Origin of the sequence: Nocardioides sp. NPDC057772, from assembly GCF_042798075.1 — a bacterium.
Lineage (GTDB): Bacteria > Actinomycetota > Actinomycetes > Propionibacteriales > Nocardioidaceae > Nocardioides.
In genome coordinates, this window is the sequence record NZ_JBHVKN010000037.1 from 12463 (window position 1) to 35509 (window position 23047).

Below are 23047 nucleotides of genomic sequence, written 5' to 3' on the forward strand. Positions count from 1 at the left end.
CTTGCCGCATGATCGACCCGCGCATCCTCCGCGAAGACCCCGACCGCGTCCGTGCCTCGCAGGAGCGCCGCGGCGCGTCCTCCGACGTGGTGGACCGGGCGCTGTCTGCGGACAGCGCCCGACGGGCGGCGATCGCCGACTTCGAGGCCAAGCGGGCCGAGCAGAAGCAGATGGGCAAGAAGGTCGCCCAGGCCCAGGGCGAGGAGAAGCAGGAGCTCCTGGCTCAGGTGAAGGACCTCGCGGCCGCGGTGAAGGAGGCCGAGGCGGCGCAGAACGCTGCCGAGGAGGAGTGGAAGAAGGCCCTCAAGGCCATCCCCAACCTCGCCGACGACGCTCCGGCCGGTGGTGAGGACGACTTCGTCGTGATCGAGACGGTCGGCAAGCCGCGCGACTTCGAGGCCGAGGGCTTCGAGCCGCGCGACCACGTCGAGCTCGGCAAGATGCTGGGCGCGATCGACCTCGAGCGTGGCGCCAAGGTGTCGGGCAGCCGCTTCTACTTCCTGACCGGCGTCGGCGCCGAGCTGGAGTTCGCGCTGATCAACCTGGCGATGGAGCAGGCCCGCGAGGCCGGGTTCACCCAGGTCATCGCGCCGGCGCTGGTGCGCCCGGAGGCGATGGAGGGCACCGGCTTCCTCGACCAGGTCGACGACGGCGTCTACAAGATCGAGGACGACGACCTCTACCTCGTCGGCACCTCCGAGGTGCCGATGGCGGCCTACCACGCCGACGAGATCCTCGACCCGGAGACGCTGCCGCGCCGCTACGCCGCCTTCTCGTCCTGCTTCCGCAAGGAGGCCGGGTCGGCGGGCAAGGACACCAAGGGCATCATCCGGGTCCACCAGTTCGAGAAGGTGGAGATGTTCGTCTACACCACCGTCGAGGATTCGTACGCCGAGCACCAGCGTCTCCTCGAGTGGGAGAAGGCGTTCCTGGACAAGCTCGAGCTGGCCTACCAGGTCATCGACGTCGCCGCCGGCGACCTCGGTCCGAGCGCGCTGCGGAAGTTCGACTGCGAGGCATGGATCCCGACGCAGGGGAAATACCGCGAGCTCACCTCGGCGTCCAACTGCACCACCTTCCAGGCCCGTCGCCTCGACATCCGGGCGCGCACGGAGACCGGCACCACCCCGGTCGCCACGCTCAACGGCACGCTGACCGCGATCACCCGCGCCATCGTCGCCGTCCTGGAGACCCACCAGCAGGCCGACGGGTCGGTGCGGGTGCCGAAGGCGCTGCAGAAGTGGCTCGGGCGCGAGGTCCTGGAGCCGATCCAGAAGTGAGCACGACCGAAAGCACCACCGCGCGGCCCGGCGAGGCCGCCTGGCAGCCGAAGCTCGTCGCGCTCGACATCGACGGCACCCTGCTGCGCTGGGTCGACGGGACGGGCACCACCTCCGAGGCGCTTTCGGACAAGGTGCGTGATGCGGTTCGCCGGGCGTACGACGCCGGGGCGCAGGTGGTGCTCTCCTCGGGTCGTTCGATCCACGCGATGACGGGCATCGCCGACCTCATCGGCATCCCCGACGACGGAGCCGACCGGCTGTGGATCGTCGCGGCCAACGGCGCGGTCGTCTCCCGCTACCCACCGGCCGAGGTCGTGCACGAGGAGACCTTCGACGCGCGGGCCGCCGTCCAGGCGATCCTCGAGCGCCGCCCGAATGTTCTCGTCGCGGTCGAGAACCGCGGTGTCGGCTACCGGATGAACCGGCCCTTCCCGGAGGGCGAGCTGGGCGGCGACCGGACCATCACTCCGATCGAGGAGATGGTCGCCGAGCCGGTCTCCCGCGTGATCATCCGCGACCCCGACGCGACCCCGGAGGACTTCCTCGCCCTCGGTCGCGAGCTCGGCCTGCACGGCATCGACTACGTCGTCGGCTACACCGCCTGGCTCGACCTGACCCCGGTCGGCGTCTCCAAGGCATCCGGCCTCTCCTACGTCTGCGACCAGCTCGACCTCGAGCCCGCCGACGTACTCGCCATCGGCGACGGCCGCAACGACATCGAGATGCTCGAGTGGGCAGGCCGCGGGGTCGCCATGGGCAACGCTCCGGAGGTCGTCCAGGAGATCGCCGACGCGGTGACCGCCCACGTCGCCGACGACGGCGCGGCGCTGGAGCTCTCCCGCTGGTTCTGAGATTGCTGTTCTGGGAGTCTTGGCGCTCGTGACTCTTCCCACCACCATCCGCACCGAGCGGCTGACGCTGCCGTTGTGGACCCGCGCCGACGTCGATGCCATCCGTGACCCGAACGGCGGCCTCGGCCGGCCGCAGGGCTGGCACCCGCAGTTCCCCCGCGTGGACGATCGCGACGCGGCGACGATGTGGGTCGACGGTGACCCGTGGAGCTCCCGTTACATCATGCGCAACGGCACCGTGCTCGGGTCGATCGGCTTCTTCGGCCCGCCCGACGCCGCGTCCGACGGCACTCCCGAGACCGAGGTCGGCTACGGCCTGGTCGAGGAGGCCCGCGGCTGGGGCTTCGCCACCGAGGCGCTCAAGGCTCTGCTGGCGTGCGCCGACCAGGAGGGCGTACGCATCCGGGCCTCCGTCGAGCCGACCAACGCGGCCAGCCTCCGCGTGCTCGCCAAGTGCGGGTTCACCGACCTGCGTGGCGCCGACGAGGACGGGCATCTGGTGATGGCCCGGCCTGTCCCCGGTGGCAGAATGGAAGAATGAGTACGCCGAAGCTCGTCGCGACCGACCTCGACGGCACTCTGGTCAGAGCAGACGGTTCGGTCTCGGACTTCACTCGTGACGTGCTCGTGAAGCTCGAGGAGATCGGTGTGCCGGTCATCTTCGTGACCGGGCGGCCGCTGCGCTGGACCCGCGAGCTCTTCGAGCACATCGGCAGCGTCGGCCTGGCGATCGTCTCCAACGGCGCGCTGGTGTGGGACGTCGCCACCGATCAGCCGCGGCTCACCCGACTGATCGAGCCGGCCCTGACCGCCGAGGTGGCGGCCACGCTGAAGGCGAGCCTGCCCGGCCTGGTCTTCGCGACCGAGTCGCTCGAGGGCTGGTCCTGCGAGCCGGCGTTCGCGACCCACACGTCCGACGCGCTCCGGCCCGCGAGGCGGGTCGCCGCGATCGAGGAGCTCGCCGACGAGCCGCTCATCAAGCTGCTCGCCCGCCGCCACGACGACGATGACGCCGACGAGCTGCTCGCGTCAGCCGCGGCGGTCGTGGGCGAACGGGTCAACGTCACCCACTCCTCGTTCCCGCTGCTCGAGATCAGCGCCCCCGGGGTCACCAAGGCCTCCACGCTGGAGCTGGTGTGCACCGAGCTCGGCATCTCCGCGACGGACGTGATCGCCTTCGGCGACATGCCCAACGACCTGCCGATGCTGACCTGGGCCGGCACGTCGTACGCCATGGCGGACGCCCATCCGAGCGTGGTCGAGTGCGCGTCCCACCTGGCGCCCGGGCATGAAGATGACGGCGTCGCGCGGGTCCTGGCTGGAGTCTTCGGGCTCTGACTGGTTTGATCTTCGCCATGCGCCGCGTCCCCCAGCTCCTCGCTGCCGTTGCTCTTGTCGCGACAGCGATGATCATGACGAGCCCCGCACCTGCTTCGGCAGCCCCTGCCACCTCGCCGCTGACGGCTCCCGCGAAGTGCCCCGCGTTCAAGCTCAGCGACGCCGTCAAGGAGCCGCTCGTCTTCCACGCGCGGGTCACCGGCCCGGGCAGGGCCACCAGGAAGGGCGGCCCGGTCGTCTACCCCGTGACCGTCGTCAAGGCGCTCAAGGGCGTGATCAGCGGCAGCAACCTGCAGGTCACCCTCAACACCGGCCCGTGCCAGCGGAAGTCGCTGACCGCCAACGAGGACTACTACTTCTTCGTGCAGCAGAAGGGCGACACGATCCTCGCCGCCGGCAGCTCGCCGCGCGTGGAGGAATACACCGACAAGCTCCAGGCCGAGATCGCCAAGGAGTTCCCCGAGGCGATCGCCCCCGAGCCTCAGCAGGTGAGCTTCAGCGAGCCGACGTCGCCGGAGGGCGCGAAGCTCGTCGAGGTAGCCGCCCCGGGCGTCGTGCTCGTGGTCGTGGGTCTGCTCGGCCTGATCATCGTGATGATTCTGGGGCGACGGCGGGCGGCCTGACGGCCTGGATGTTCGTCTAGGTATGCAGCCGAACCGTCACATCCCTGGCGGAGTTCCACTAGGGATGTGAAGACTGATCTGCATACCTAGACGAACAGTCGCGCTCCGGTGTCCACCCCGGCGGCCGGAACACGTAGCTCAGCTTGAGCCGCCAGCCGTCGGCGCTGCGTACGTCGTTCCAGAGCTCGCGGAACGCGCCGTACTCCAGACGGAGCAGGTTGTAGGTGTCGACCTTGTAGGTCAGGCCGTACGTCGGGCGCTGGACCTCCGGCTGGAACGTGCCGAAGAGGCGGTCCCAGACGATCAGGATGCCGGCGTAGTTCTTGTCCAGGTACTCCGGGTCGGAGCCGTGGTGGACGCGGTGGTGGCTCGGGGTGTTGAGGACGAGCTCGATCGGGCGCCACAGCTTGCCGATCGTCTCGGTGTGCACGAAGAACTGGTAGATCAGGTTGGCCGAGAACGCGATGTAGATCGCGATGGGTGAGACGCCCAGGAACGGCAGCGGCAGGAAGAAGAAGAACTCGAACCACGGGTTCCACTTCTGCCGCAGCGCGGTCGCGAAGGTCATGTACTCGGAGGAGTGGTGGGCCTGGTGCGCCGCCCAGCCGACGCGGGTGCGGTGCACGAAGCGGTGGCTCCAGTAGTAGGCGAGATCGACGAGCACGACCGAGATCGCCAGACCCCACCAGGTGTTGGGGATCTGCCACAGCGACGCATAGGCGAAGATCGCGGTGTAGATCCCGAGCGTCAGGACCTTGAACACGGTCATCGACACGATCGACCCGACGCCCATCAGGATCGAGGTGCGCGCGTCCTTGAACACGTAGCCCGCCAGGTTGTCGTCGTGGTCGAGCCATTTCAGTGCGGCCAGCTCGATGAGGATCGAGAGCGCGAAGAACGGGATGGCGTACGTCAGCGGGTTCTTCAGTGGGTCGAGAACGTCGTTCATGGGGGACCTCCTGTGATATGACCTTTGGGTAAGTTACCTCAAAGTCATATGCCGTCGCTAGACTCTTCGTCATGTCACGGGCCAACGCTGGAACGAAGGGCGTCCCACGCGCCGACCGCGAGCTGCAGATCGTGCGGGCCGCCTGCGAGGTCTTCGGCACGGTGGGGTTCGCCCGGGCGTCCGTCGCCGGGATCGCAGCCGACGCCGGCATCTCGAAGCCGCTGGTCTACCAGTACTTCGGCTCCAAGGAGGGCCTCTTCCTGGCCAGCTTCAACTACGGCGCGGAGACGCTCGCGGCCGAGATGGAGCGGGTCGCCGCCGACGACTCCGTCGGCCTCGAGCGCGGTCTGCGCACGCTCGACGGCCTCTTCCGTACGCTCGAGCCGCAGCCGTGGCTGTGGCGGCTCCTCTTCGACCCGTCGGCGCCCGACGACGGTGAGGTGGCGGCTGCTCGCGCGGTCTACACCGACCGCATCACCCGGCTCGCCGTCGAGGGCGTCGGGGAGCTGATGCGGCTCGTGGGCGACGACGACCCCCTCGACGCCTCCGCGCTGACCGCGGTCTGGATGAGTGCCGTCGACGCGCTGATCACCTGGTGGCTCGACCACCCCGGGGTCACCCCCGCTGAGATGACGGACCGGTGCCACCGGCTGATCACGGCGCTCGCCGGAGCCGCGCTTCCCGCCCGGATCGCTCCCGGCGCGAGTAGCCTTCGCGCGTGAGTATCGGTAGAGACCTCCAGTCGGCGATCTTCCGCAAAGGCCTGTTCGGGCATCGACCCGTGGTTCCGACCCTGCCCTCGGCGCTCGCTGAGGCGGCCCACCGGGCGATGAGCAAGGAGGCCTGGGCGTACGTCGCCGGCGGAGCCGGTCAGCAGCGCACCGTTGCCGCCAACACCGCCGCCTTCGACCACTTCCGGCTGGTGCCCCGGATGCTCGCCGACGTCGAGAGCCGCGACCTGCGCACCACGCTGTTCGGGGTGGACATGCCGGCTCCGCTGATGCTCGGCCCGGTTGGTGTGCTCGAGCTCGCCCACCCGCGTGCCGAGCACGAGGTCGCCGCGGCCGCCCGCGCGACCGGCGTCCCGATGGTGATCTCGACCCAGGCGTCGGTCCCGATGGAGGAGGTCGCCGCGGACCTGGGCGACACCCCGCGGCTCTACCAGCTCTACTGGTCCAAGGACGAGTCGATCGTCGAGTCCTTCGTACGCCGCGCCGAAGCCATCGGCTCCGACGCGCTGGTCGTCACCCTCGACACGCACATGCTGGGGTGGCGTACGCGTGATCTCGATCTGGGCTACCTGCCCTTCGCGAGGGGGCTGGGGATCGCGCAGTACACCTCCGACCCGGCGTTCCGTGCCCTCGTCCAGCAGCGGCTCTCCGGTGGTGGTAGGACGAGCGTGCGCCCCGGGCTCCGTGAGCTCCCCGCCGCCCTCTCCGCGGTCGCCTCGATGGCCCAGCACCACCCCGGCAAGGTCGTCGAGAACCTACGTTCGGGCCACGCCCGGGCCGCGGTCGAGACCTTCCTCGACGTCTTCTCCCGCTCCGACCTGATCTGGGACGACCTGGACCGGCTGCGGGAGATGACCGACCTGCCGATCGTGCTCAAGGGGCTGCAGGCGCCCGAGGACGCCCGCCGCGCGCTCGAGCACGGCGTCGACGGGATCATCGTCTCCAACCACGGCGGCCGTCAGGTCGACGGTGCCATCGCCTCCATCGACGCCCTGCCGAGCATCGTCGACGAGGTCGACGGCCGCATCCCGGTGCTCTTCGACTCCGGCATCCGCTCCGGCGCCGACATCCTCAAGGCGCTCGCCTTGGGCGCCGACGCGGTCCTCCTCGGCCGCCCGTACGTCTACGGCCTCGCGCTCGCCGGTGCCTCCGGTGTCCAGGCCGTCGTCGAGCACATGATCGCCGAGCTCGACCTCTCCCTCGGTCTGGTCGGCTGCCGCTCGGTCGAGGAGGTCGGCAGGGAGCTCCTCGGCTGAGACTCCGGGGATGTCGGGAGCGTCGCAGTGGCGCTCCCGACATCACCCTCGGTTCAGATCGTCTTCGCGTACGACGTGATCGTCTTGGACGTGTAACCCGCCCGGGAGCCGATCACGGTCACGGTGACCTGCTTGCCGTTCCAGGCCTTGCGGAGGAACAGCGACGCCGACGTCCCTCGCTTCACGACCGTTCCGTTGATCTTCCAGACGTAGGTGAGCGATGACGGCGACGGCGACCAGGTCCCGCGCACAGCGGTCACGGTGTGGCCGTACTCCACGGTGCCTTTGAGGTAGGGACGCGGAGCGCTGAAAGTACCCGCCGCGACCGTGGCGGTCTTCGCACTGGTCACCGTCTTCGTCGTGTAGTCCGACCGTGCCCCGATCACGCTCACCGTGATCTGCTTCCCCTTGGCCGATACCGGGATGACCAGCTGATTCGACGTGCTCGACTTGAGCGTCGTGGTTCCGGCTTTCCAGACGTACGTCACCGTGCTCGGCGTCGGGGTCCACGTGCCCCGCGACGCGGTCAAGGTCTTGCCGACCTTGGCCGTGCCGCTGATCGTCGGCGTCGCTGCGACGAACGTACCGACCACCTTGACGACCTTCGTGTCGACCACCTCGGCGCGCCCGGGAACGCCTGGTAGGTGTAGGTGAGCGTGTGAGAACCGACCGAGAGCCTCTTCGCCGGGATCGTCACCGACTTCGTACGCGCGTCGAACGTCGCATCCCCGAGGACGGTCGAACCTTCGCTGACCGTCACCTCGCCGTAGGGCGTCGCCGCGTCGGCACTGAGCGTGATGTCAGAGGTGTACGTGCTTCCGTAACCGTAGGACGAGGCACCGCTCACGGTAATCGCCGGCGGCGTCGCCACCGCGGTGTCGCTGCTCCCGACGTCGAACACATAGGTCGTCGTCTGGCTCCAGTTGCCGGCCCTGTCGACCGCGCACGCGACGACACGTCCTTCGATGAACACAGCCCGGGAGTCGGGTGTGAAGGAGAACCCGGTCGTGTCGGTGGCGGGCGCCGCAGACCCCGTGCCGCAGGAGGCACTCGTACCGCCTGAGAACCGGTAGGTCGCTACGTCCGAGCCGCCGCCGCTGATCCAGAAGTACCCGGGAACCCCGGCTCCGCCCCGGGGCTCGGTCGCGACGTAGACCGCATCGCCGCCGACGACCGGCGTGATGGTCGGAGGCTCTGGGTCGGTGCGATCGACTCCGAAGGTGCAGCGGACCGGGCCGCTCTCCTTGCCATAGCCGTCCCTCGACGTGATCCAGAGGTCGTAAAGGGCGCCGTCGTTGAGGACGTCGGGTGGGATCGCGATGGCGATGCGGGCATCGGCGTACCGCTCCGTGGCCGTACGCTGGAAGATCGGTGTCCCATCAGGTGACTGGCCCGCGGGGAAGACCTCGAACGTCGCGGTCACCGTCTCTCCGCTGTGGTACGGAGTGTCCGGATCGGCGACGTACGCGCTCGCGTAGATGTCGCTGTTCAGCCATTGAGGGGTCGACGTGCACGGCAGGTCGCCCGGGTAGGACGTGCCGACCCGGATACTCGCCGGGTCGGCGGGCGCGCGGTTGAACGTGATCTGCAGGGCGCCGACCTTGATCCGGTTCCAGCCGCAGGCCATGCAGGTCTCATCGGCCGCCTTGACGCCGACGGTGAGCGAGCCGTCGCCGGAGGCCGCCTGCTTGGCGAGCTCGGTGGCGTCGAAGGAGAAGTACCCGTTCCATGTGCGGGCACCTCCGTCACATCCGCTCGGAGCGTACGTCGACACGGCCGTCGGCTCCTGGGACCAGTCGGCACCCGTGTAGAGCTCCAACGCACCCTGTCGGCAGTCGACCTCGTCGACCCAGGCGAGGTCTGCAGTCATCTGGAACCTCGCCGACACGATGTCGTCGGCGGAGAGCTCGGCCAGCACGTTCTGGTCGTCGAAGGTCCAGACCATGCGCTGGCTGGACGGCGACTCGTCACAGGCCTCGATGATCACCTCGCCATAGCTCTCCTCCGGGTCGACCTCGGCTGGGTCGCAGAACCCGACCCAGGTCCGGTCGTCGATCGGGTCGAACGCCGTCGAGCCCGAGAGCGAGTTGTGGACAGTGCCGCTGGTGGCGTACACGAGCTCGGGGGTGATCGGCAGAGGATCGTCGGAGGTTTGGGCAACGGCCGGGGTCGGAGCGAACGCGACGGTCGCGATCAACATGCAGGCCAGGGTCGAGACGGGGATCAGCGCGATCGTGCGCCGACGTAGAGACATGTGTGCTGCCTTCGAGACGGGTCAGCGCCGACGATGGCGCTGCCGGGGTGGGGTGGTCCGGGCGACCCTGAGCACATACGCCGCGAGGCGTATTCGCGCCGGACCGGCGGAATCTAGCATCAGCGGCGCGGCGCTGTCCGGCAGTCGGTGGCGACGGCGGGTGAGCGGGGACACGTCCGGGCCGCGCCAAGTTCATACTTTATGAGGGGGCGCGATCTGAGGACCCCACCTACGATGCAGGTGATGAACCCGCGAACTCCGCCAGATATCGTCGTGATCGGCGGCTCCAACATGGATCTCCACGCTCGTGCACACGAGCAGGTGGTGATGGGTTCGAGCATGTCCGGATCCGCCGGACTCTCGCCTGGTGGGGTCGGCCGCAACGTCGCCGAGAACCTCGCGCGTCTGGGTGACTCGGTGGCGCTGGTCTCGGTCGTCGGCGACGACCCGATCGGCGACGAGGTGATCAGCTACACCGAGGACGTCGGTGTCGACTGCACCTACGTGCGCCGTCGGGCAGACGTACGCACCGGCACCTACAACGCCGTGCTCGACCCTTCCGGCGAGCTGGTGGTCGCGGTGGCCGACATGGCCGCGACCGACGAGTTCTCGCCGCTGGTGGTGGAGGCTGCCCGCGACCTGATCAAGAACGCTCGCGGGGTGCTCGTCGAGGGCAACATCCCGGTCCGCACCGCCGAGGTGGCGATCGACCTCGCCCACGACTTCGACGTGCCGGTCGGCTTCGACCCCGTCTCGGTGCCGAAGGCGCGCCGCGCGCGTGACCTGATCCGGGCCGATCGCGAGCTCTACCTGGTCACACCCAACCAGGCCGAGCTGGCCGCGCTGACCGACCTGCCCGCCGGCACCGACGCGGAGATCGAGAAGGCGGTCCACTCGCTGCACGACCGCGGGGTCGGCGTCGTCTGGGTGCGCCTGGGTGCCCGCGGGTCGGTGATCAGCTACAACGACGTCTACCAGGAGCTCCCCGCCGTGCCGACCGACGTCGTCGACGTGACCGGCGCCGGCGACGCGATGCTCGCCGCGTTCACCCACGAGCTGCTCCGCGAGGTCGACCTGGTCGAGGCGGCGCGTTTCGGCCACGCCGCGGCAGCGCTCACCTGTGGCACCCACGACACCGTCCGGATGGACCTCAGCGAGTCCCTGGTGAGGGACCTGGCATGAAGGTCCGGCTCACCGAGGAGGTTGGGACGGCGCTCGCCGAAGGACGCCCGGTCGTCGCGTTGGAGTCGACGATCATCAGTCACGGCATGCCCTACCCCGACAACGTGAAGATGGCCGTCGAGGTCGAGCAGATCGTGCGCGACAACGGTGCCGTCCCGGCCACGATCGCGCTGCTCGACGGCATCCCTCGGGCCGGCCTGTCCCACGACGACCTCGAGCTCCTCGCCTCCGACCCCGACGTGACCAAGGTCAGCGTCCGCGACCTTCCCTACGTCGTCGCCCGCGGGCTCCACGGGGCGACCACGGTCGCCGCGACGATGCGCCTGGCGGCGATGGTCGGGATCAGGACGTTCGTGACCGGTGGACTCGGTGGCGTGCACCGGGGCGCGAGCGAGTCCTTCGACATCTCCGCCGACCTGACCGAGCTCGCCCGCACACCGGTCGCGGTGGTGAGCGCCGGGGTGAAGTCGATCCTCGACATCGGGCTGACCCTGGAGACGCTGGAGACCTACGGGGTGCCGGTCCTGGTCAACGGCAGCGACGAGTTCCCGGCGTTCTACTCCCGCCGCTCCGGCTTCCCGGCGCCGCTGCGCATCGACGGCCCCGACGAGGCCGCCGCGGTCATGCAGGCCACCTGGGACCTCGGGCTGCCCAGCGGCCTGGTCATCGCCAACCCGGTCCCCGCCGCCGACGAGATCCCCGCCGAGGTGATCGGGAAGCACATCGACCAGGCGCTCGCCGACGCCGACGCCCGCGACATCCACGGCAAGGACATCACCCCGTTCCTGCTGGCCCGGATCGTCGAGCTGACCGGCGGCGACTCGCTGGCGACCAACATCGCGCTCGTACGTGACAACGCGGCGTTCGGGGCTCGAATGGCCGCGTCCCACGCTGCGATCCGCTAACTTCTCACCACTCGTTCACCCCGGAGACACCGCACGCGGCCTAACGTCTCGCCTACCTATGCGTTGATCCTCCCGTGACCGTCAGCCCCCACTCCGGCCCCAGAATCGGCCCGTCCAGGCGCACCCTGCTCAAGACCGGCCTGATCGGTGGCGCCGGAGTCGTCGCCGGCCCGATGCTGTGGACGCAGGCGGCCAGGTCGGCCGCACCGGCCACCGGCGTACATCTGTCCTACGGGGCCAACCCGGTCAGGCAGATGAACGTGTCCTGGTCGACGGCCGGTTCGGTGAAGGCGCCGCGACTCGACCTCGGTGTCACGCCCGACTACGGGCTCACCCTCCGTCCCGAGTCGCTCTCCTCCATCCGCGTCGACAGCGTCTACCACCACGTCGACCTCAGCGACCTGAAGCCCGGCACGCGCTACTACTACCGGCTCAGCCACGACGGGGGCACGCCGACCAGGGGCTCGTTCACCACCGCCCCCAAGGGCAGGGAGAGCTTCCGCTTCGCCGCCTTCGGCGACATGGGCGTGGCCGAGGACGCCGTACGCAACGTGAACCTGATCCGCCAGCAGGGCGCCGAGTTCGCGTTCGTCGTCGGCGACATCGCCTATGCCGACACCGGTGGTCAGGGCAAGAGCGGCGAGCTGCAGCAGGACTTCGGTGTCTGGGACGAGTTCCTGACCCAGATCCAGCCCAGCGCCAACGCGATCCCGTGGATGACCGTGGTCGGCAACCACGAGATGGAGAACGGCAACGGCGAGCTCGGTTACGACGGCTACCGCGCCCGCTTCCGCCACCCCGGCAACGGTGCCGGCAGCGGTCAGGAGACCTACTCCTTCGTCCGGGGCAACGTCGCCTTCATCGCGCTCGACGGCAACGACGCGACCTACGAGTACACGCGGAACGCGGGTTACCTCGGCGCGGCTCTGGACAGCTGGCTGGAGCAGCGGCTGGCCGACTTCCGGGCGCGTGACGACATCGACTTCATCCTGGTCGGCTTCCACCAGTGCGCGTACTGCACCAACATCGCGCACGCCTCCGACGGTGGCATCCGTGACCGCTGGGAGGCGCTCTTCGACCGCTACCAGGTCGACGTGGTGATCAACGGCCACAACCACTGCTACGAGCGCACCCACCTGATGCGGGCCGGCAAGCCGGTGCAGGAGGCGCCGCGCGGCTCCACGGTCGACACCGAGCAGGGCACGATCTACATCACCGCCGGCGGCGGGGGCGGCTCGACCTACCCCGACGTCCTTCCGGTGCTCTCCTACTACACCGACAAGAACGGCCTGAAGATCCCTGAGCCGACCACCTACCGCGCGGTCGGCGACGCGACCCACTCGGTGGCGTTCTTCGACGCGCATCCGCGCGATGCCCACGGGCAGGCCAGGCTCGTCCTCGAGGTGATCGCCTCGGACGGCTCCGAGGTCGACACGCTCACCATCGCTAGGTCGCGTTGATGCGTGCCCCTTTAGAGTCTATGCGCGTGGGGGGAATCAGAAGGAGGAAGCCGAGGCTGCTGAGCGTGGTCGTACCGGTCTACAACGTGGCCGACTACGTCGCGGACAGCCTCGACAGCATCCTGCGCCAACCCCTGCGCGAGGTCTGCGCCATCGAGGTCGTCGTCGTCGACGACGGCTCGACCGACGGCTCGGCCGAGATCGTCGAGGACATCGCCGCGAAGGACCCTCGGGTCACGCTGATCAGCCAGCCCAACTCCGGCGTCTCGATCGCCCGTCACACCGGGATCGAGGCCGCCACGGGTGAGCTGCTCACCTTCGTCGACCCCGACGACATCCTGCCCCGCGACGCCTGGAGCTCGATGATCAAGACGCTGCGGCGTACGGGCTCCGACTTCGCGGTCGGCTCCGCCGAGCGCGTCACCGTCGAGAACGGCGAGGAGCGGAGGTACGTCACCCCGCTGATGCGCCGCAACCACACCCGCACGCGCCTCAAGTGCCGGATCGAGGACGCGCCGCTGATGCTCGCGGACGTCTTCGTGTGGAACAAGATCTTCCGGCGCTCCTTCTGGACCGACAACGACATCACCTTCCCCGAGCGCACCCGCTACCAGGACCAGGTGGCCCTGACCAAGGCGTTCCTGACCGCCCGGACCTTCGACATCCTCACCGACGTCGTCTACGACTGGCGGGTCCGCTCCGACCTCTCCTCCGCCACCCAGAAGCGCGCCCAGATCGCCAACCTGGTCGAGCGGATCACCACCAAGCGGCAGACCGTCGAGCTGGTGGCGGCCTCGGGATCCACGAGGCTGATGCGGACGCTGCGCACCGAGATCCTCCCGATCGACATGTGGGAGCACTTCCGCGCGGCCGTCAGCCCCACCACCGAGGACCCCGACCGCTACTGGTCGCTGCTCCGCGAGGCCGTCCTCGAGCTCTGGTACGACGCCGGTGTCCCCTTCGAGGAGACCACCGTCCCGCGTGGCCAGCGTCTGATGGCCTGGTTGGTCGCCCAGGACCGCCGCAGCGACCTCGCCGACCTCATCGAGATGATCGACGAGCGCGGCCCGGCCAAGGCGATCCAGGCGTTCGCTGCCGCGGAGGACCTGCCGGTCGGTCTCTGACCCACGGGAGTCATGCCGGAAGCCCCAGGGTGTATCAGAAGGTCCTGGGGGCTCAGGGACTTAAGACCCGCGATGTGCCCGGATGCGTCGGGAATTGGGCGATTCCCGTTGCGCGGGGGTTCCCCCGGGGGCAAGGTGTGGGCACCCCACGTCGTTGCTTCGAGGAGCCCACTGAATGCCCAGCGTCGAGCTGACGGCCGGTCCGATCGATTTCGAGGATACCGGCGGTGACGGTCCTGTCCTCGTGCTCCTCCACGGAGTGCCGATGGACGGCCGTCTGTGGCGTCGTGCGATGCCCTATCTCGGCGGGTTCCGGGTGATCCGGCCGACCCTGCCGCTCGGCGGCCACCGCAAGCCGATGAACCCCGACGCCGACCTCAGTCAGCTCGGCGTGGCCAACATCCTCGGTGACTTCCTCGACGCGCTCGACCTCAACGACGTCACCCTCGTCCTCAACGACTGGGGCGGCGGCCAGTTCCTCATCAACGAGGGCCGCACCGACCGCATCGGGCGGCTGGCGCTGGTGGCGTGCGAGGCCTTCGACAACTACCCGCCGAAGGCGGCCCGGCCGCTGGCGGTGCTCTCCAAGGTGCCGCCGCTGTTCACCGCGGCTCTCCAGCTGCTCCGCATGGAGCGGTTCCGGCAGGCCCGCGGCGGCTACGGCGGGATGTCGGTCGACAAGGACTACCACCTCTACGACGACCTGGTCCACGGCTGGTTCGCGCCGGCGTTGACCGACCGGGCGATCCGCCGCGACTTCATCAAGTTCGCGGGCGGCGCTCCGGGCCGCGACAAGCTGCTCGAGCTGGCCGAGGGGCAGCAGAAGTTCACCAAGCCGGTGCTGGTCGTCTGGGCAGACCAGGACACGATGATGCCTGCCGAGCACGGTCCGCGGCTGGCCGAGCACTACCCCGACGCGCGGCTCGAGATCGTCAAGGACTCCTCCACGCTGGTGCCGATCGACCAGCCCGAGCTGCTCGCCGGGCTACTTCGCGAGTTCGTCCTCGGCGGGCGCGGGCCGGTTGACCCGGTAGGCGAGGAAGCTCGGGACCAGTAGCGCACACAGCGCGATCCCGAGGAGGTTGAGCAGGCCGCCTCCGGTGGTCGCGATCGCGGTGCCGACCACGGCTGCCGCACCGCCGTGAAGGACGTCGGCCACGCGCGGGCCACCCGCGACCACCACCGTGAAGACGCCCTGCAACCGGCCGCGTACGTTGTCGTCGGCCGCCGACTGCAGCATCGACATCCGGATCGCGGCCGAGGCCACGTCGGCGGCGCCGGCCACCATCAGGAAGAGCACCCCGAGGCCCAGCATGAGCGTCGTGACGTGATCCGCGAACGCGACGGTGAGCCCGAACAGGGTGATCCCGAGCGCCCACACGGCGATGCACCAGATGACCACCCGCCCCTGGGCCTCGATCCTGGAGACCCAGCCCGAGAAGATCCCGCCGATCACCGCGCCGGCCGGGATGGCCGCGAAGAGCAGCGCGAACGCGATCCCGCCCTCCGAGGGTCCGCCGAAGGACTCGTGGGCGATCTGCGGGAACAGCGCCCGCGGCATGGCGAAGACCATCGCGATCAGGTCGACCACGAAGCTCATCAGCAGCACCGGCTGGTGGCGAAGATAGGCGAAGCCGTCCCACACCGACTTGAGTCCGGGCACCTTGGCGCCGGCGCCGTCGACGGGTATCCGCGGCAGCAGCACGACCGCGTAGAGGGTCGCGAAGAGCGTGACGGTGTCGATGGCGTACAGCCAGGTGAATCCGGTGAGCGGCAGCATCACCCCGGCGACCAGCGGCCCGGCGATCGCCCCCGCCTGGAAGACCGTCATGCTGAGCGAGTTGGCGGCCGGGAGCAGGTGCGCGGGCAGGATCTTCGGCAGCAGCGAGTTCCGGGTCGGCTGGTTGACCGCGAAGAAGGCCTGCTGCACGGCGAAGAGCGACAACAGCACCCAGACGTTGGTGTTGCCGAGCGCGGACTGGAGCCAGAAGAGCGCGCTGGTGACGATCAGCCCCGTGGTCGAGACCATCAGGATCGTACGCCGGTCGAAATGGTCCGCGAGCGCGCCGCCGTAGAGGCCGAAGACGATGAGCGGAACCAGTCCGAAGACCCCCGTCAGCCCGACGTACGCCGACGAGCCGGTGTCCGCGTAGATCTGTGCCGGCACCGCGACCACGGTCAGCTGCGCGCCGATCATGGTGATGATGCCGGCGATCCACAGGCGTCGGAAGTGCGCCTCCTGGAGGGGGCGGGTATCGGCGACGGCGCCGCGGAGCTTGTCGGCGATGCTCACCGCTGTGGGGCCTTCAACATGATTACCCATGCTAAGCGAATGAATTTACCTGGAGAAATTTCGATGTCGGGTGTCGGATACGGATGTAGACGTTCGTAGCAAGGGTGAGAGACGGTCACCGAGGCCGTCAGAAACGAAGGAGAGAGCACCATGGCCAAGTACCTGCTGTCCGTCTGGGGTCCCGACTCGGACTACGAGAAGGAGCACTACGGCTACGCCTCGCAGGAGGAGATGATGGCCTCGTTCGAGGCGACCGGGAAGTTCAACGACAAGCTCCAGCAGGAGGGCTACTTCGTCTTCGCCGATGGCCTTGATGCCGCCAAGACGGCGACCGTGGTCGACGGCCAGGGCGACAAGCCGATCATCACCGACGGCCCCTACGCCGAGGCCAAGGAATACATGGCCGGTTTCTGGATCATCGACGTTCCCGACCTCGACGTCGCACTCAAGCTGGCCGCCGAGGCGTCGGCGGCATGCCTCGGCAAGGTCGAGGTGCGTCCGATGCAGACCGGCCCCGAGGCGTGAACCGCCGTTGATCGAGGTCGATGAGGCGATCACCCGGGCCCACCAAGAGGAGTGGGCACGGGTGGTCGCCAGCCTCGCCAAGCGCTTCGGCGATCTCGACATCGCCGAGGAGGCCGCGGCCGAGGCATTCACGGTCGCTGTCGAGCGCTGGCCGCTCGACGGCATCCCGCCCAACCCCGGCGCGTGGCTCACCACCACCGCCAACCGCCGCGCGATCGACCGGATCCGCCGCGAGTCCAAGCGTGACGACAAGCAGAAGGAGGCCGTCGCGATGCATGATGACACCCCGCACGAGCCTCTCGGCGCGATCGAGGACGACCGGCTCCGGCTGCTGTTCACCTGCTGCCACCCCGCGCTCGCGCCCGAAGCCCGGGTCGCGCTGACGCTGCGCATGGTCGGCGGCCTGACCGTGCCCGAGATCGCCAAGGCCTTCCTGGTCCAGGAGACCACCATGGGCCAGCGGATCACCCGCGCGAAGAACAAGATCAAGGCCGCCCACATCCCCTACCGCGTCCCGGAGGCGGCCGATCTCCCCGAGCGGGTCTCGGGCGTCCTGGCGGTCCTGTTCCTGGTCTTCAACGAGGGCTATCTCTCCTCCGGCGACCACGAGAACTCCGTACGCGGCGACCTGACCGCCGAGGCGATCCGACTGACCCGGCTGGTCCGTGTCCTGCTTCCCGACGACGGCGAGGTCGCCGGCCTGCTGGCCCTGATGCTGCTGATCGAGGCGCGGCGTACGGCTCGGGTCTCGGCCACCGGCGAGCTCGTCCGGCTCGACGAGCAGGACCGCGGCTCGTGGGACCTCGCGCTGATCGCCGAGGGCCATGCACTGGTGCGCGAGCGGCTCGCGGCCGTCGCGAACGGCGGCCCACGGCCCGGCCGTTACCAGATCCTGGCCGCCATCAACGCCGTCCACACCTCGGTGCGCGACGCCCGTGACACCGACTGGTCCCAGATCGTCGCGCTCTACGACCAGATGATCCGGGTCGACGCCTCACCGATCGTCCGACTCAACCGTGCGATCGCGGTCGCCGAGCTGGACGGTCCGGAGGTCGCGCTGGCAGAGATCGACCGGCTCGACCTGGACGACTACCACGCATTCCACGCCACCCGGGCCGACCTGCTGCGCCGGCTCGGTCGCAGCGCCGACTCGCGAGCGGCGTACGACCGGGCCATCGAGCTCGCCGAGAACGCCGCCGAGGTCGCGCTGCTGACCCGGCGCAGGGACCAGCTCGGACGTACTTGACGAAATTTCGACCGTGGCTGTCGGATCAGGGCAGATGCGTTCGTAGCAGGAGTGAGTGGCGGTCACCGGACCGCCCCGGAGGCGAGGAGACGATACGCATGCCCGAATACCTGATCGCGTTCAACGACGAGTGGGTTCCCGAACACACGACGGAGGAGCTGCAGCACAAGAGCGAGACCTCGATGGCCGTGATCGAGGAGATGAAGTCGGCCGGTGTCTTCGTCTACGGCAACGGCGCCCTCGACGCCTCGACCGCGCTCTTCAGCGTCGAGGCCAGCAACGGCAAGCCGATCTTCACCGACGGGCCCTACGTCGAGACCAAGGAGCACCTCGGCGGCTTCTGCGTCATCGACGTCCCCGACGAAGAGGCTGCGCGCTACTGGGCAGGCCGGCTGGCGGTCGTGCTCGACTGGCCTCAAGAGGTCCATCGGTTCCCGGATCTGTTCGGCTCGGACGACTGAGTCCGGCCCCTGGAACGCTTCGCCGGATCTCGGCGGCGAAGCGTTCCGGGTCGTGGCAGGCTTGCTGGCATGACACTGGACCCCATGAGTTCGCCGCAGCCACTCGCCCTGCCCGAGACCGACGCCGCGGAGACCTGGGTCAAGGAGCGTACGTCGCAGACGCTGGCCCACGTGCGTGAGCTTGCCCAGCAGCTGCGGACCGCGCCGCCGAGCCGGGCGATCGACGTGTTGAAAGCGTGGGACCAGCTCTCCCTCGAGCTCGGCTCGCTCGGCGGTCTGGCCGGGCTGCTCGCCAACGTGCACCCGGTCGAGGCGGTCCGCACCGCGTGCGAGGACACCGAGGTCGAGGTCGACCGGGTGCGCACCGAGCTCACCCAGGACAGGACGCTCTACCAGGTTTTCGCGGATCTGCCGGCGGAGCAGACAGAAGCGCTCGACCCGCTCGCCGCCAGGCTCCTGGAGAAGACGCTGCGGGACTTCACCCGTGCCGGCGTCGACCGTGACGACGCCACCCGCGCCCGCCTCACCGAGATCAACGAGCGCCTCACCGAGCTCAACCTCGAGTTCTCCCGGGTGACCAGGGACGACGTACGCATCACCACGGCCACCCCGGAGCAGCTGGACGGCATGCCGGCCGACTGGCTGGAGGCGCACCCGGTCAACGACAAGGGGCTCGTGGAGATCACCACCGACTACCCCGATGCCCTTCCGATCCGGATGTTCGCGAAGGACCCCGCGGTCCGTCGCGCCGTCACGGTGGCCGGCCTCGAGCGCGGCTGGCCGCACAACGACGCGGTCCTCAAGGAGATGTTCGCGCTGCGGCACGAGCTGGCCACGCTGGTCGGCTACGAGGACTGGCCGGCCTTCGACGCCGAGGTGAAGATGATCGGCGAGGGGCGGGCGATCCCGGAGTTCATCGACAAGATCGCCGGCGCCGCCGAGGGTCCGATGAAGCGCGATCTCGAGGTGCTCCTCGATCGCTACGAGCGCGACGTCCCCGGGGCCAGCGCGGTCTCCGCGGCCGACGCGCTCTACTACGAGGAGCTCGTGCGGCAGGAGAAGTACGACGTCGACAGCCAGGTGGTGCGTACGTTCTTCGACTTCGCGAAGGTCCACCAGGGTCTGCTGGACGTCACCGGTCGGCTCTTCGGGCTGCGCTACGAGCCGGTCACCGACGTCGTCACCTGGCACGAGGACGTGAGCGTCTTCGACGTCTTTCAACAGGACGGTGGGGAGCGTCTCGGTCGGATCTATCTCGATCTCCATCCCCGCGAGGGCAAGTACAAGCACGCCGCGCAGTTCGACCTGGCTACCGGCGTGAAGGGGCGGCAGCTGCCCGAGGGCGTGCTGGTCTGCAACTTCTCGCGTGGCCTGATGGAGCACGACCACGTGGTGACCCTGTTCCACGAGTTCGGCCACCTGATCCACCACGTCCTGGGCGGGCAGGGCGAGTGGGCGCGGTTCTCCGGCGTCGCGACGGAGTGGGACTTCGTCGAGGCGCCCAGCCAGATGCTCGAGGAGTGGGCCTGGGACGCCGACGTGCTGCAGACCTTCGCCACCAACGAGACCGGCGAGCCGATCCCGGCCGACCTGGTGGCGCGGATGCGGGCCGCGGACGACTTCGGCAAGGGCTACCACGCCCGGCAGCAGATGTTCTACGCGGCGATCTCCTACTGGTTCCACAAGGAACAGCCCGCGGACCTCACCAAGCGCCTGCAGGAGCTGCAGGCGGCGTACTCGCCCTATCCCTATCTCGACGGCACCCACTTCTTCGCCAATTTCGGACACCTCGGCGGTTACTCCTCGGGGTATTACACGTATATGTGGTCGCTGGTGATCGCCAAGGATCTCTTCAGCGCTTTCGACCCAGACGACCTGTTCGACCCCGAGGTGGCCGGGCGTTACCGCGATCTCGTGCTGGCTCGTGGTGGCGAAAAGGATGCGGCCGATCTGGTGGCCGACTTCCTCGGCCGTCCCTACGGTTTCGACGCCTACGCCGCCTGGTTGGTCGCCTGACGCTTGGCATAAGCGACGGCAAATACGGGTACATCCGCTGCGGAGATGTAGCAGGCTCTCGGTGTCGGGATTTCGTAAAGGTTGACGCTTTTTGCGTCCGTTGGAGCGGCAAACTTGCGTCTTGAGCCTGGCTAGGTAAACGTCTTTGTAGCAGAGGTGCCTGTTGCGTGCGCCACTCGGGACTGCGCGTCGATTCCCAGGCACCCTGAATTCAATACCCGTATAGGGGGAGAGATAGATGGATGCCTTGAAGGACATCGACTGGGTGACTCTCGGTGGCAAGGTGCTTGCCGCCATTGCCATCCTCGTCGTCACGTGGATCATCGCCAAGATCGTCGCGTGGGCGTTCAAGAAGCTGACCTCGAAGATCGGAGTGCTCCAGAGGGCCGGCTCGGACGGCGACAGCATCGGCGCGAGTCTCGGGTCGGTCGCAGCCCTACTCGTCTGGCTATTCGGTCTGATTGCGCTGCTGCAGCTCTTTGGGCTCTCGCAGGTGCTCGCACCGATCCAGGGGTTGCTCGACGGGATCCTCGGGTTCCTGCCGAACCTCATCGGGGCCATCTTCGTGTTCATCGTCGGTGCGCTGCTCGCCAAGGTGGTGCGCCAGCTCGTCGAGACCGCCCTTGGGGCGCTGCCGTGGGACCGTTGGCTCGGTGACGGCGCTCGCAAGGCGAGCGACACGATGGACGCCACGGTCGGCGTCGACCCGAACCGCACCCGGGTGTCGGGTCAGGCGACGGAGAGCGCACCGGCGGGATCCGCGGCTTCCTCGGGTGCCTCGCAGGGTCGCCAGATCGTCAAGGTCATCGGCCTGGTCCTCTACTCGATGATCATGATCATGGTCGCGATCGCCGCCCTGCAGATCCTGGGCATCCGGTCGATCTCCGACCCGGCCACCGACATGCTCGACATGATCCTGGCGGCCATCCCGAAGATCATCGCTGCGGGCATCCTGCTCGCGATCGGCGTCTTCATCGCTCGCTTCGCCGCCGACCTCATCGGTGGCATCGTGGACGGCGTCGGTCTGGACCGTTCGCTGCACTCGATGGACGTGCTCCCTGCCGACAAGAGCGCCACCCCGGCGATCACCAAGATCGTGCAGATCGGCATCGTGCTGTTTTTCGCCGTGATGGCTGCTCAGATGCTCGACTTCCCGCAGATCACCGCCTTCATCAGCGAGGTGCTCGAGCTGGGTGGCAAGGTCATCTTCGGTGCGGCGATCATCGCTGCCGGCTTCTTCATCGCGACGACGATCGCCAAGCTGGTCTCCGGCGCGGCCTCGCAGATCCTGAAGTACGCCACGATCGCGCTGTTCGTCGCCATCGGGCTGAAGTTCATGGGCCTGGCCGACTCGATCATCAACCTCGGCTTCGGTGCCGTGGTCGTCGGTGGTGCCGCTGCCGCGGCCCTCGCCTTCGGCCTGGGTGGTCGCGACGCGGCCGCACGCCAGCTGGAGCGGCTCCAGGCGGAGGGTGCGCGCGCGGCCAGCACGCCGACCACGCCCCAGACCCCGCCGCCGCCCCAGACGCCAGGCGTCTGATCGCAGCGACGACCGTCAGGGTCTGAGTCAGGGAGCCCCCGGATTTCCGGGGGCTCCCTTCATTTCGCTTGAACGGGTGTGAAGGGCCGCGTAAGATCACGATATATCGCGAAGGCACGCGATCCAGACTTCAGAATGAGAGAGACACTGATGACTTACAACAACAGCAACCCCTGGGGTGAGTGGATCGACCAGATCGGTCGAGAGTTCGGCAAGGGCGGCCCGCGCCGCTCCCATGGCTGGCAGGGTGGTCCTGGCTGGGGCGGGCCCGGTTGGGGTGGGCCCGGATGGCAGGGCGGCCACCACGGTCGCGGTCGCGGACCGGCTGGTCCGCCGCCGTGGATCGCGGCGCTGCTCGGCTTCGACAACCAGCCCCCGCAGCGTCCCGGTCCCCGGGTCCGTCGCGGTGACGTACGCTCGGCGATCATCTACGTGATGGCCGAGGCGGCCGAGCAGGGCCAGGTCATCAACGGCTACCAGGTGATCCAGCAGATCTCGGAGCGCAGCTCGGGTGAGTGGCGGCCGAGCCCCGGCTCGGTCTACCCGACCATCCAGCAGCTCGAGGACGAGGGCCTCGTGGAGTCCGACGACGAGCACGGCCGTCGGGCGATCCGGCTGACCGAGGCCGGCAAGACCTACGCCGCCGAGCACAGCGACGAGCTGGCCGCCGTATGGAAGCCGTTCGACAAGGCCGTCGACAACGCCCGGGCCGGTGCCCGTGGTGGCCGCGGGGCTCAGGGCGTCGGCGACCTCGCCGGCTTCGGGATCCTCGGCGGCGAGCTCGCCCAGGTGCTCCCGGCCGTGTGGCAGCTCGCCACCTCCGGCACCGACGCCCAGCGCCAGGCGGCGGCCGACATCCTCGCCGACACCCGCCGCAAGCTCTACGGCCTCCTCGCCGCCGGTGATGACGAGCACACCGTCACCGCGGAGCAGATCGACGAGGCCGAGGGGACGGACGACGGCGACGACTCCGGCCCCGAGCCGAAGGTCTGATGCCTGCCGATGTCAGG

22 protein-coding genes are annotated in these 23047 nt (G+C 68.8%); 18 read left to right on the forward strand and 4 right to left on the reverse strand.

The window, feature by feature from the left end; all coding sequences use genetic code 11:
• The first annotated feature begins 8 nt into the window (after positions 1-8).
• From serS to ACFVJS_RS09330, 5 genes are read left to right on the forward strand one after another with little or no spacing between them, the layout of a single operon-like run.
• Entirely contained in the window at positions 9-1280 is a 1272-nt protein-coding gene (gene serS / locus ACFVJS_RS09310) for a serine--tRNA ligase (RefSeq protein WP_378878693.1), read from the forward strand.
• Positions 1277-2134, forward strand: coding sequence for an HAD family hydrolase (locus tag ACFVJS_RS09315; protein WP_378878695.1), 858 nt, complete (start codon positions 1277-1279; stop codon positions 2132-2134). Before serS ends, ACFVJS_RS09315 begins: the two co-directional genes overlap by 4 nt.
• A gap of 28 nt (positions 2135-2162) precedes the next feature.
• The gene (locus ACFVJS_RS09320; RefSeq protein ID WP_378878697.1) at positions 2163-2675 is read left to right on the forward strand and encodes a GNAT family N-acetyltransferase; all 513 of its coding nucleotides are present in this window, start codon (positions 2163-2165) and stop codon (positions 2673-2675) included.
• Positions 2672-3472 (forward strand): HAD family hydrolase, encoded by an 801-nt coding sequence (locus tag ACFVJS_RS09325; protein WP_378878699.1) that lies wholly within the window; start codon positions 2672-2674, stop codon positions 3470-3472. Before ACFVJS_RS09320 ends, ACFVJS_RS09325 begins: the two co-directional genes overlap by 4 nt.
• A 17-nt stretch (positions 3473-3489) precedes the next feature.
• Positions 3490-4095: a hypothetical protein gene (locus tag ACFVJS_RS09330; RefSeq protein ID WP_378878701.1), complete on the forward strand. Its 606-nt coding sequence runs from the start codon at positions 3490-3492 to the stop codon at positions 4093-4095.
• A gap of 58 nt (positions 4096-4153) precedes the next feature.
• Here the strand turns inward: ACFVJS_RS09330 and ACFVJS_RS09335 are convergent, their stop codons facing one another.
• Positions 4154-5044 (reverse strand): sterol desaturase family protein, encoded by an 891-nt coding sequence (locus tag ACFVJS_RS09335; protein WP_378878703.1) that lies wholly within the window; start codon positions 5042-5044, stop codon positions 4154-4156.
• A 71-nt stretch (positions 5045-5115) separates the two neighbouring features.
• Between ACFVJS_RS09335 and ACFVJS_RS09340 the strand changes: the two genes are divergently transcribed.
• Together ACFVJS_RS09340 and ACFVJS_RS09345 are read left to right on the forward strand one after the other, a co-directional pair.
• Positions 5116-5766 carry a TetR/AcrR family transcriptional regulator gene (locus tag ACFVJS_RS09340; RefSeq protein WP_378878705.1) on the forward strand — a complete coding sequence of 217 codons (651 nt, stop codon included), beginning with the start codon at positions 5116-5118 and terminating at the stop codon, positions 5764-5766.
• Positions 5763-7031: an alpha-hydroxy-acid oxidizing protein gene (locus tag ACFVJS_RS09345; RefSeq protein ID WP_378878707.1), complete on the forward strand. Its 1269-nt coding sequence runs from the start codon at positions 5763-5765 to the stop codon at positions 7029-7031. The genes ACFVJS_RS09340 and ACFVJS_RS09345 overlap by 4 nt, the downstream gene beginning before the upstream one ends.
• Before the next feature lie 53 nt (positions 7032-7084).
• Here the strand turns inward: ACFVJS_RS09345 and ACFVJS_RS09350 are convergent, their stop codons facing one another.
• Positions 7085-7624 (reverse strand): hypothetical protein, encoded by a 540-nt coding sequence (locus tag ACFVJS_RS09350; protein WP_378878709.1) that lies wholly within the window; start codon positions 7622-7624, stop codon positions 7085-7087.
• On the reverse strand, positions 7558-9285 hold the full coding sequence (locus tag ACFVJS_RS09355; RefSeq protein ID WP_378878711.1) for a hypothetical protein: 1728 nt from the start codon (positions 9283-9285) through the stop codon (positions 7558-7560). The genes ACFVJS_RS09350 and ACFVJS_RS09355 overlap by 67 nt, the downstream gene beginning before the upstream one ends.
• Positions 9286-9528: 243 nt before the next feature.
• Between ACFVJS_RS09355 and ACFVJS_RS09360 the strand changes: the two genes are divergently transcribed.
• From ACFVJS_RS09360 to ACFVJS_RS09380, 5 genes are all read left to right on the forward strand, one after another.
• The gene (locus ACFVJS_RS09360) at positions 9529-10467 is read left to right on the forward strand and encodes a carbohydrate kinase family protein (RefSeq protein ID WP_378878713.1); all 939 of its coding nucleotides are present in this window, start codon (positions 9529-9531) and stop codon (positions 10465-10467) included.
• Complete coding sequence (locus tag ACFVJS_RS09365; protein ID WP_378878715.1) at positions 10464-11372, forward strand: pseudouridine-5'-phosphate glycosidase; 909 nt, start codon at positions 10464-10466, stop codon at positions 11370-11372. Before ACFVJS_RS09360 ends, ACFVJS_RS09365 begins: the two co-directional genes overlap by 4 nt.
• A gap of 74 nt (positions 11373-11446) precedes the next feature.
• Positions 11447-12832: a purple acid phosphatase family protein gene (locus ACFVJS_RS09370; RefSeq protein WP_378878716.1), complete on the forward strand. Its 1386-nt coding sequence runs from the start codon at positions 11447-11449 to the stop codon at positions 12830-12832.
• Between the two features lie 20 nt (positions 12833-12852).
• Complete coding sequence (locus ACFVJS_RS09375; protein WP_378878718.1) at positions 12853-13956, forward strand: glycosyltransferase family 2 protein; 1104 nt, start codon at positions 12853-12855, stop codon at positions 13954-13956.
• 175 nt (positions 13957-14131) lie between these two features.
• Entirely contained in the window at positions 14132-15013 is an 882-nt protein-coding gene (locus tag ACFVJS_RS09380) for an alpha/beta fold hydrolase (RefSeq protein WP_378878720.1), read from the forward strand.
• Here ACFVJS_RS09380 and ACFVJS_RS09385 read toward each other — a convergent pair.
• Entirely contained in the window at positions 14942-16249 is a 1308-nt protein-coding gene (locus ACFVJS_RS09385) for an MFS transporter (RefSeq protein WP_378878722.1), read from the reverse strand. The genes ACFVJS_RS09380 and ACFVJS_RS09385 overlap by 72 nt on opposite strands.
• Positions 16250-16399: 150 nt before the next feature.
• Here ACFVJS_RS09385 and ACFVJS_RS09390 point away from each other — a divergent pair, with 150 nt between their 5' ends.
• The 6 genes from ACFVJS_RS09390 (at position 16400) to ACFVJS_RS09415 (ending at position 23030) form a co-directional block, all read left to right on the forward strand.
• Positions 16400-16774 (forward strand): YciI family protein, encoded by a 375-nt coding sequence (locus ACFVJS_RS09390; protein ID WP_378878724.1) that lies wholly within the window; start codon positions 16400-16402, stop codon positions 16772-16774.
• Positions 16775-16781: 7 nt separating this feature from the next.
• Entirely contained in the window at positions 16782-18020 is a 1239-nt protein-coding gene (locus ACFVJS_RS09395; RefSeq protein WP_378878726.1) for an RNA polymerase sigma factor, read from the forward strand.
• Positions 18021-18118: 98 nt separating this feature from the next.
• Positions 18119-18481, forward strand: coding sequence for a YciI family protein (locus ACFVJS_RS09400; RefSeq protein WP_378878728.1), 363 nt, complete (start codon positions 18119-18121; stop codon positions 18479-18481).
• Between the two features lie 84 nt (positions 18482-18565).
• Complete coding sequence (locus tag ACFVJS_RS09405) at positions 18566-20497, forward strand: M3 family metallopeptidase (protein ID WP_378878729.1); 1932 nt, start codon at positions 18566-18568, stop codon at positions 20495-20497.
• 238 nt (positions 20498-20735) lie between these two features.
• Complete coding sequence (locus tag ACFVJS_RS09410; RefSeq protein ID WP_378878731.1) at positions 20736-22037, forward strand: mechanosensitive ion channel; 1302 nt, start codon at positions 20736-20738, stop codon at positions 22035-22037.
• 150 nt (positions 22038-22187) lie between these two features.
• Positions 22188-23030, forward strand: a complete 843-nt coding sequence (locus ACFVJS_RS09415) for a PadR family transcriptional regulator (protein WP_378878732.1) — start codon at positions 22188-22190, stop codon at positions 23028-23030.
• The last annotated feature ends 17 nt before the right edge of the window (positions 23031-23047 follow it).

What these genes read in the sequence shown, in the direction of transcription:
- ACFVJS_RS09390 (WP_378878724.1), top strand. Translation starts at nt 16,400, where the DNA reads ATGGCCAAGTACCTGCTGTCCGTCTGGGGTCCCGACTCGGACTACGAG.
- ACFVJS_RS09380 (WP_378878720.1), top strand. Translation starts at nt 14,132, where the DNA reads ATGCCCAGCGTCGAGCTGACGGCCGGTCCGATCGATTTCGAGGATACC.
- ACFVJS_RS09325 (WP_378878699.1), top strand. Translation starts at nt 2,672, where the DNA reads ATGAGTACGCCGAAGCTCGTCGCGACCGACCTCGACGGCACTCTGGTC.
- ACFVJS_RS09355 (WP_378878711.1), bottom strand. Translation starts at nt 9,285, where the DNA reads ATGTCTCTACGTCGGCGCACGATCGCGCTGATCCCCGTCTCGACCCTG.
- ACFVJS_RS09375 (WP_378878718.1), top strand. Translation starts at nt 12,853, where the DNA reads ATGCGCGTGGGGGGAATCAGAAGGAGGAAGCCGAGGCTGCTGAGCGTG.
- ACFVJS_RS09360 (WP_378878713.1), top strand. Translation starts at nt 9,529, where the DNA reads ATGAACCCGCGAACTCCGCCAGATATCGTCGTGATCGGCGGCTCCAAC.
- ACFVJS_RS09330 (WP_378878701.1), top strand. Translation starts at nt 3,490, where the DNA reads ATGCGCCGCGTCCCCCAGCTCCTCGCTGCCGTTGCTCTTGTCGCGACA.
- ACFVJS_RS09400 (WP_378878728.1), top strand. Translation starts at nt 18,119, where the DNA reads ATGCCCGAATACCTGATCGCGTTCAACGACGAGTGGGTTCCCGAACAC.
- ACFVJS_RS09410 (WP_378878731.1), top strand. Translation starts at nt 20,736, where the DNA reads ATGGATGCCTTGAAGGACATCGACTGGGTGACTCTCGGTGGCAAGGTG.
- ACFVJS_RS09365 (WP_378878715.1), top strand. Translation starts at nt 10,464, where the DNA reads ATGAAGGTCCGGCTCACCGAGGAGGTTGGGACGGCGCTCGCCGAAGGA.
- ACFVJS_RS09415 (WP_378878732.1), top strand. Translation starts at nt 22,188, where the DNA reads ATGACTTACAACAACAGCAACCCCTGGGGTGAGTGGATCGACCAGATC.
- ACFVJS_RS09335 (WP_378878703.1), bottom strand. Translation starts at nt 5,044, where the DNA reads ATGAACGACGTTCTCGACCCACTGAAGAACCCGCTGACGTACGCCATC.
- ACFVJS_RS09405 (WP_378878729.1), top strand. Translation starts at nt 18,566, where the DNA reads ATGAGTTCGCCGCAGCCACTCGCCCTGCCCGAGACCGACGCCGCGGAG.
- serS (WP_378878693.1), top strand. Translation starts at nt 9, where the DNA reads ATGATCGACCCGCGCATCCTCCGCGAAGACCCCGACCGCGTCCGTGCC.
- ACFVJS_RS09340 (WP_378878705.1), top strand. Translation starts at nt 5,116, where the DNA reads ATGTCACGGGCCAACGCTGGAACGAAGGGCGTCCCACGCGCCGACCGC.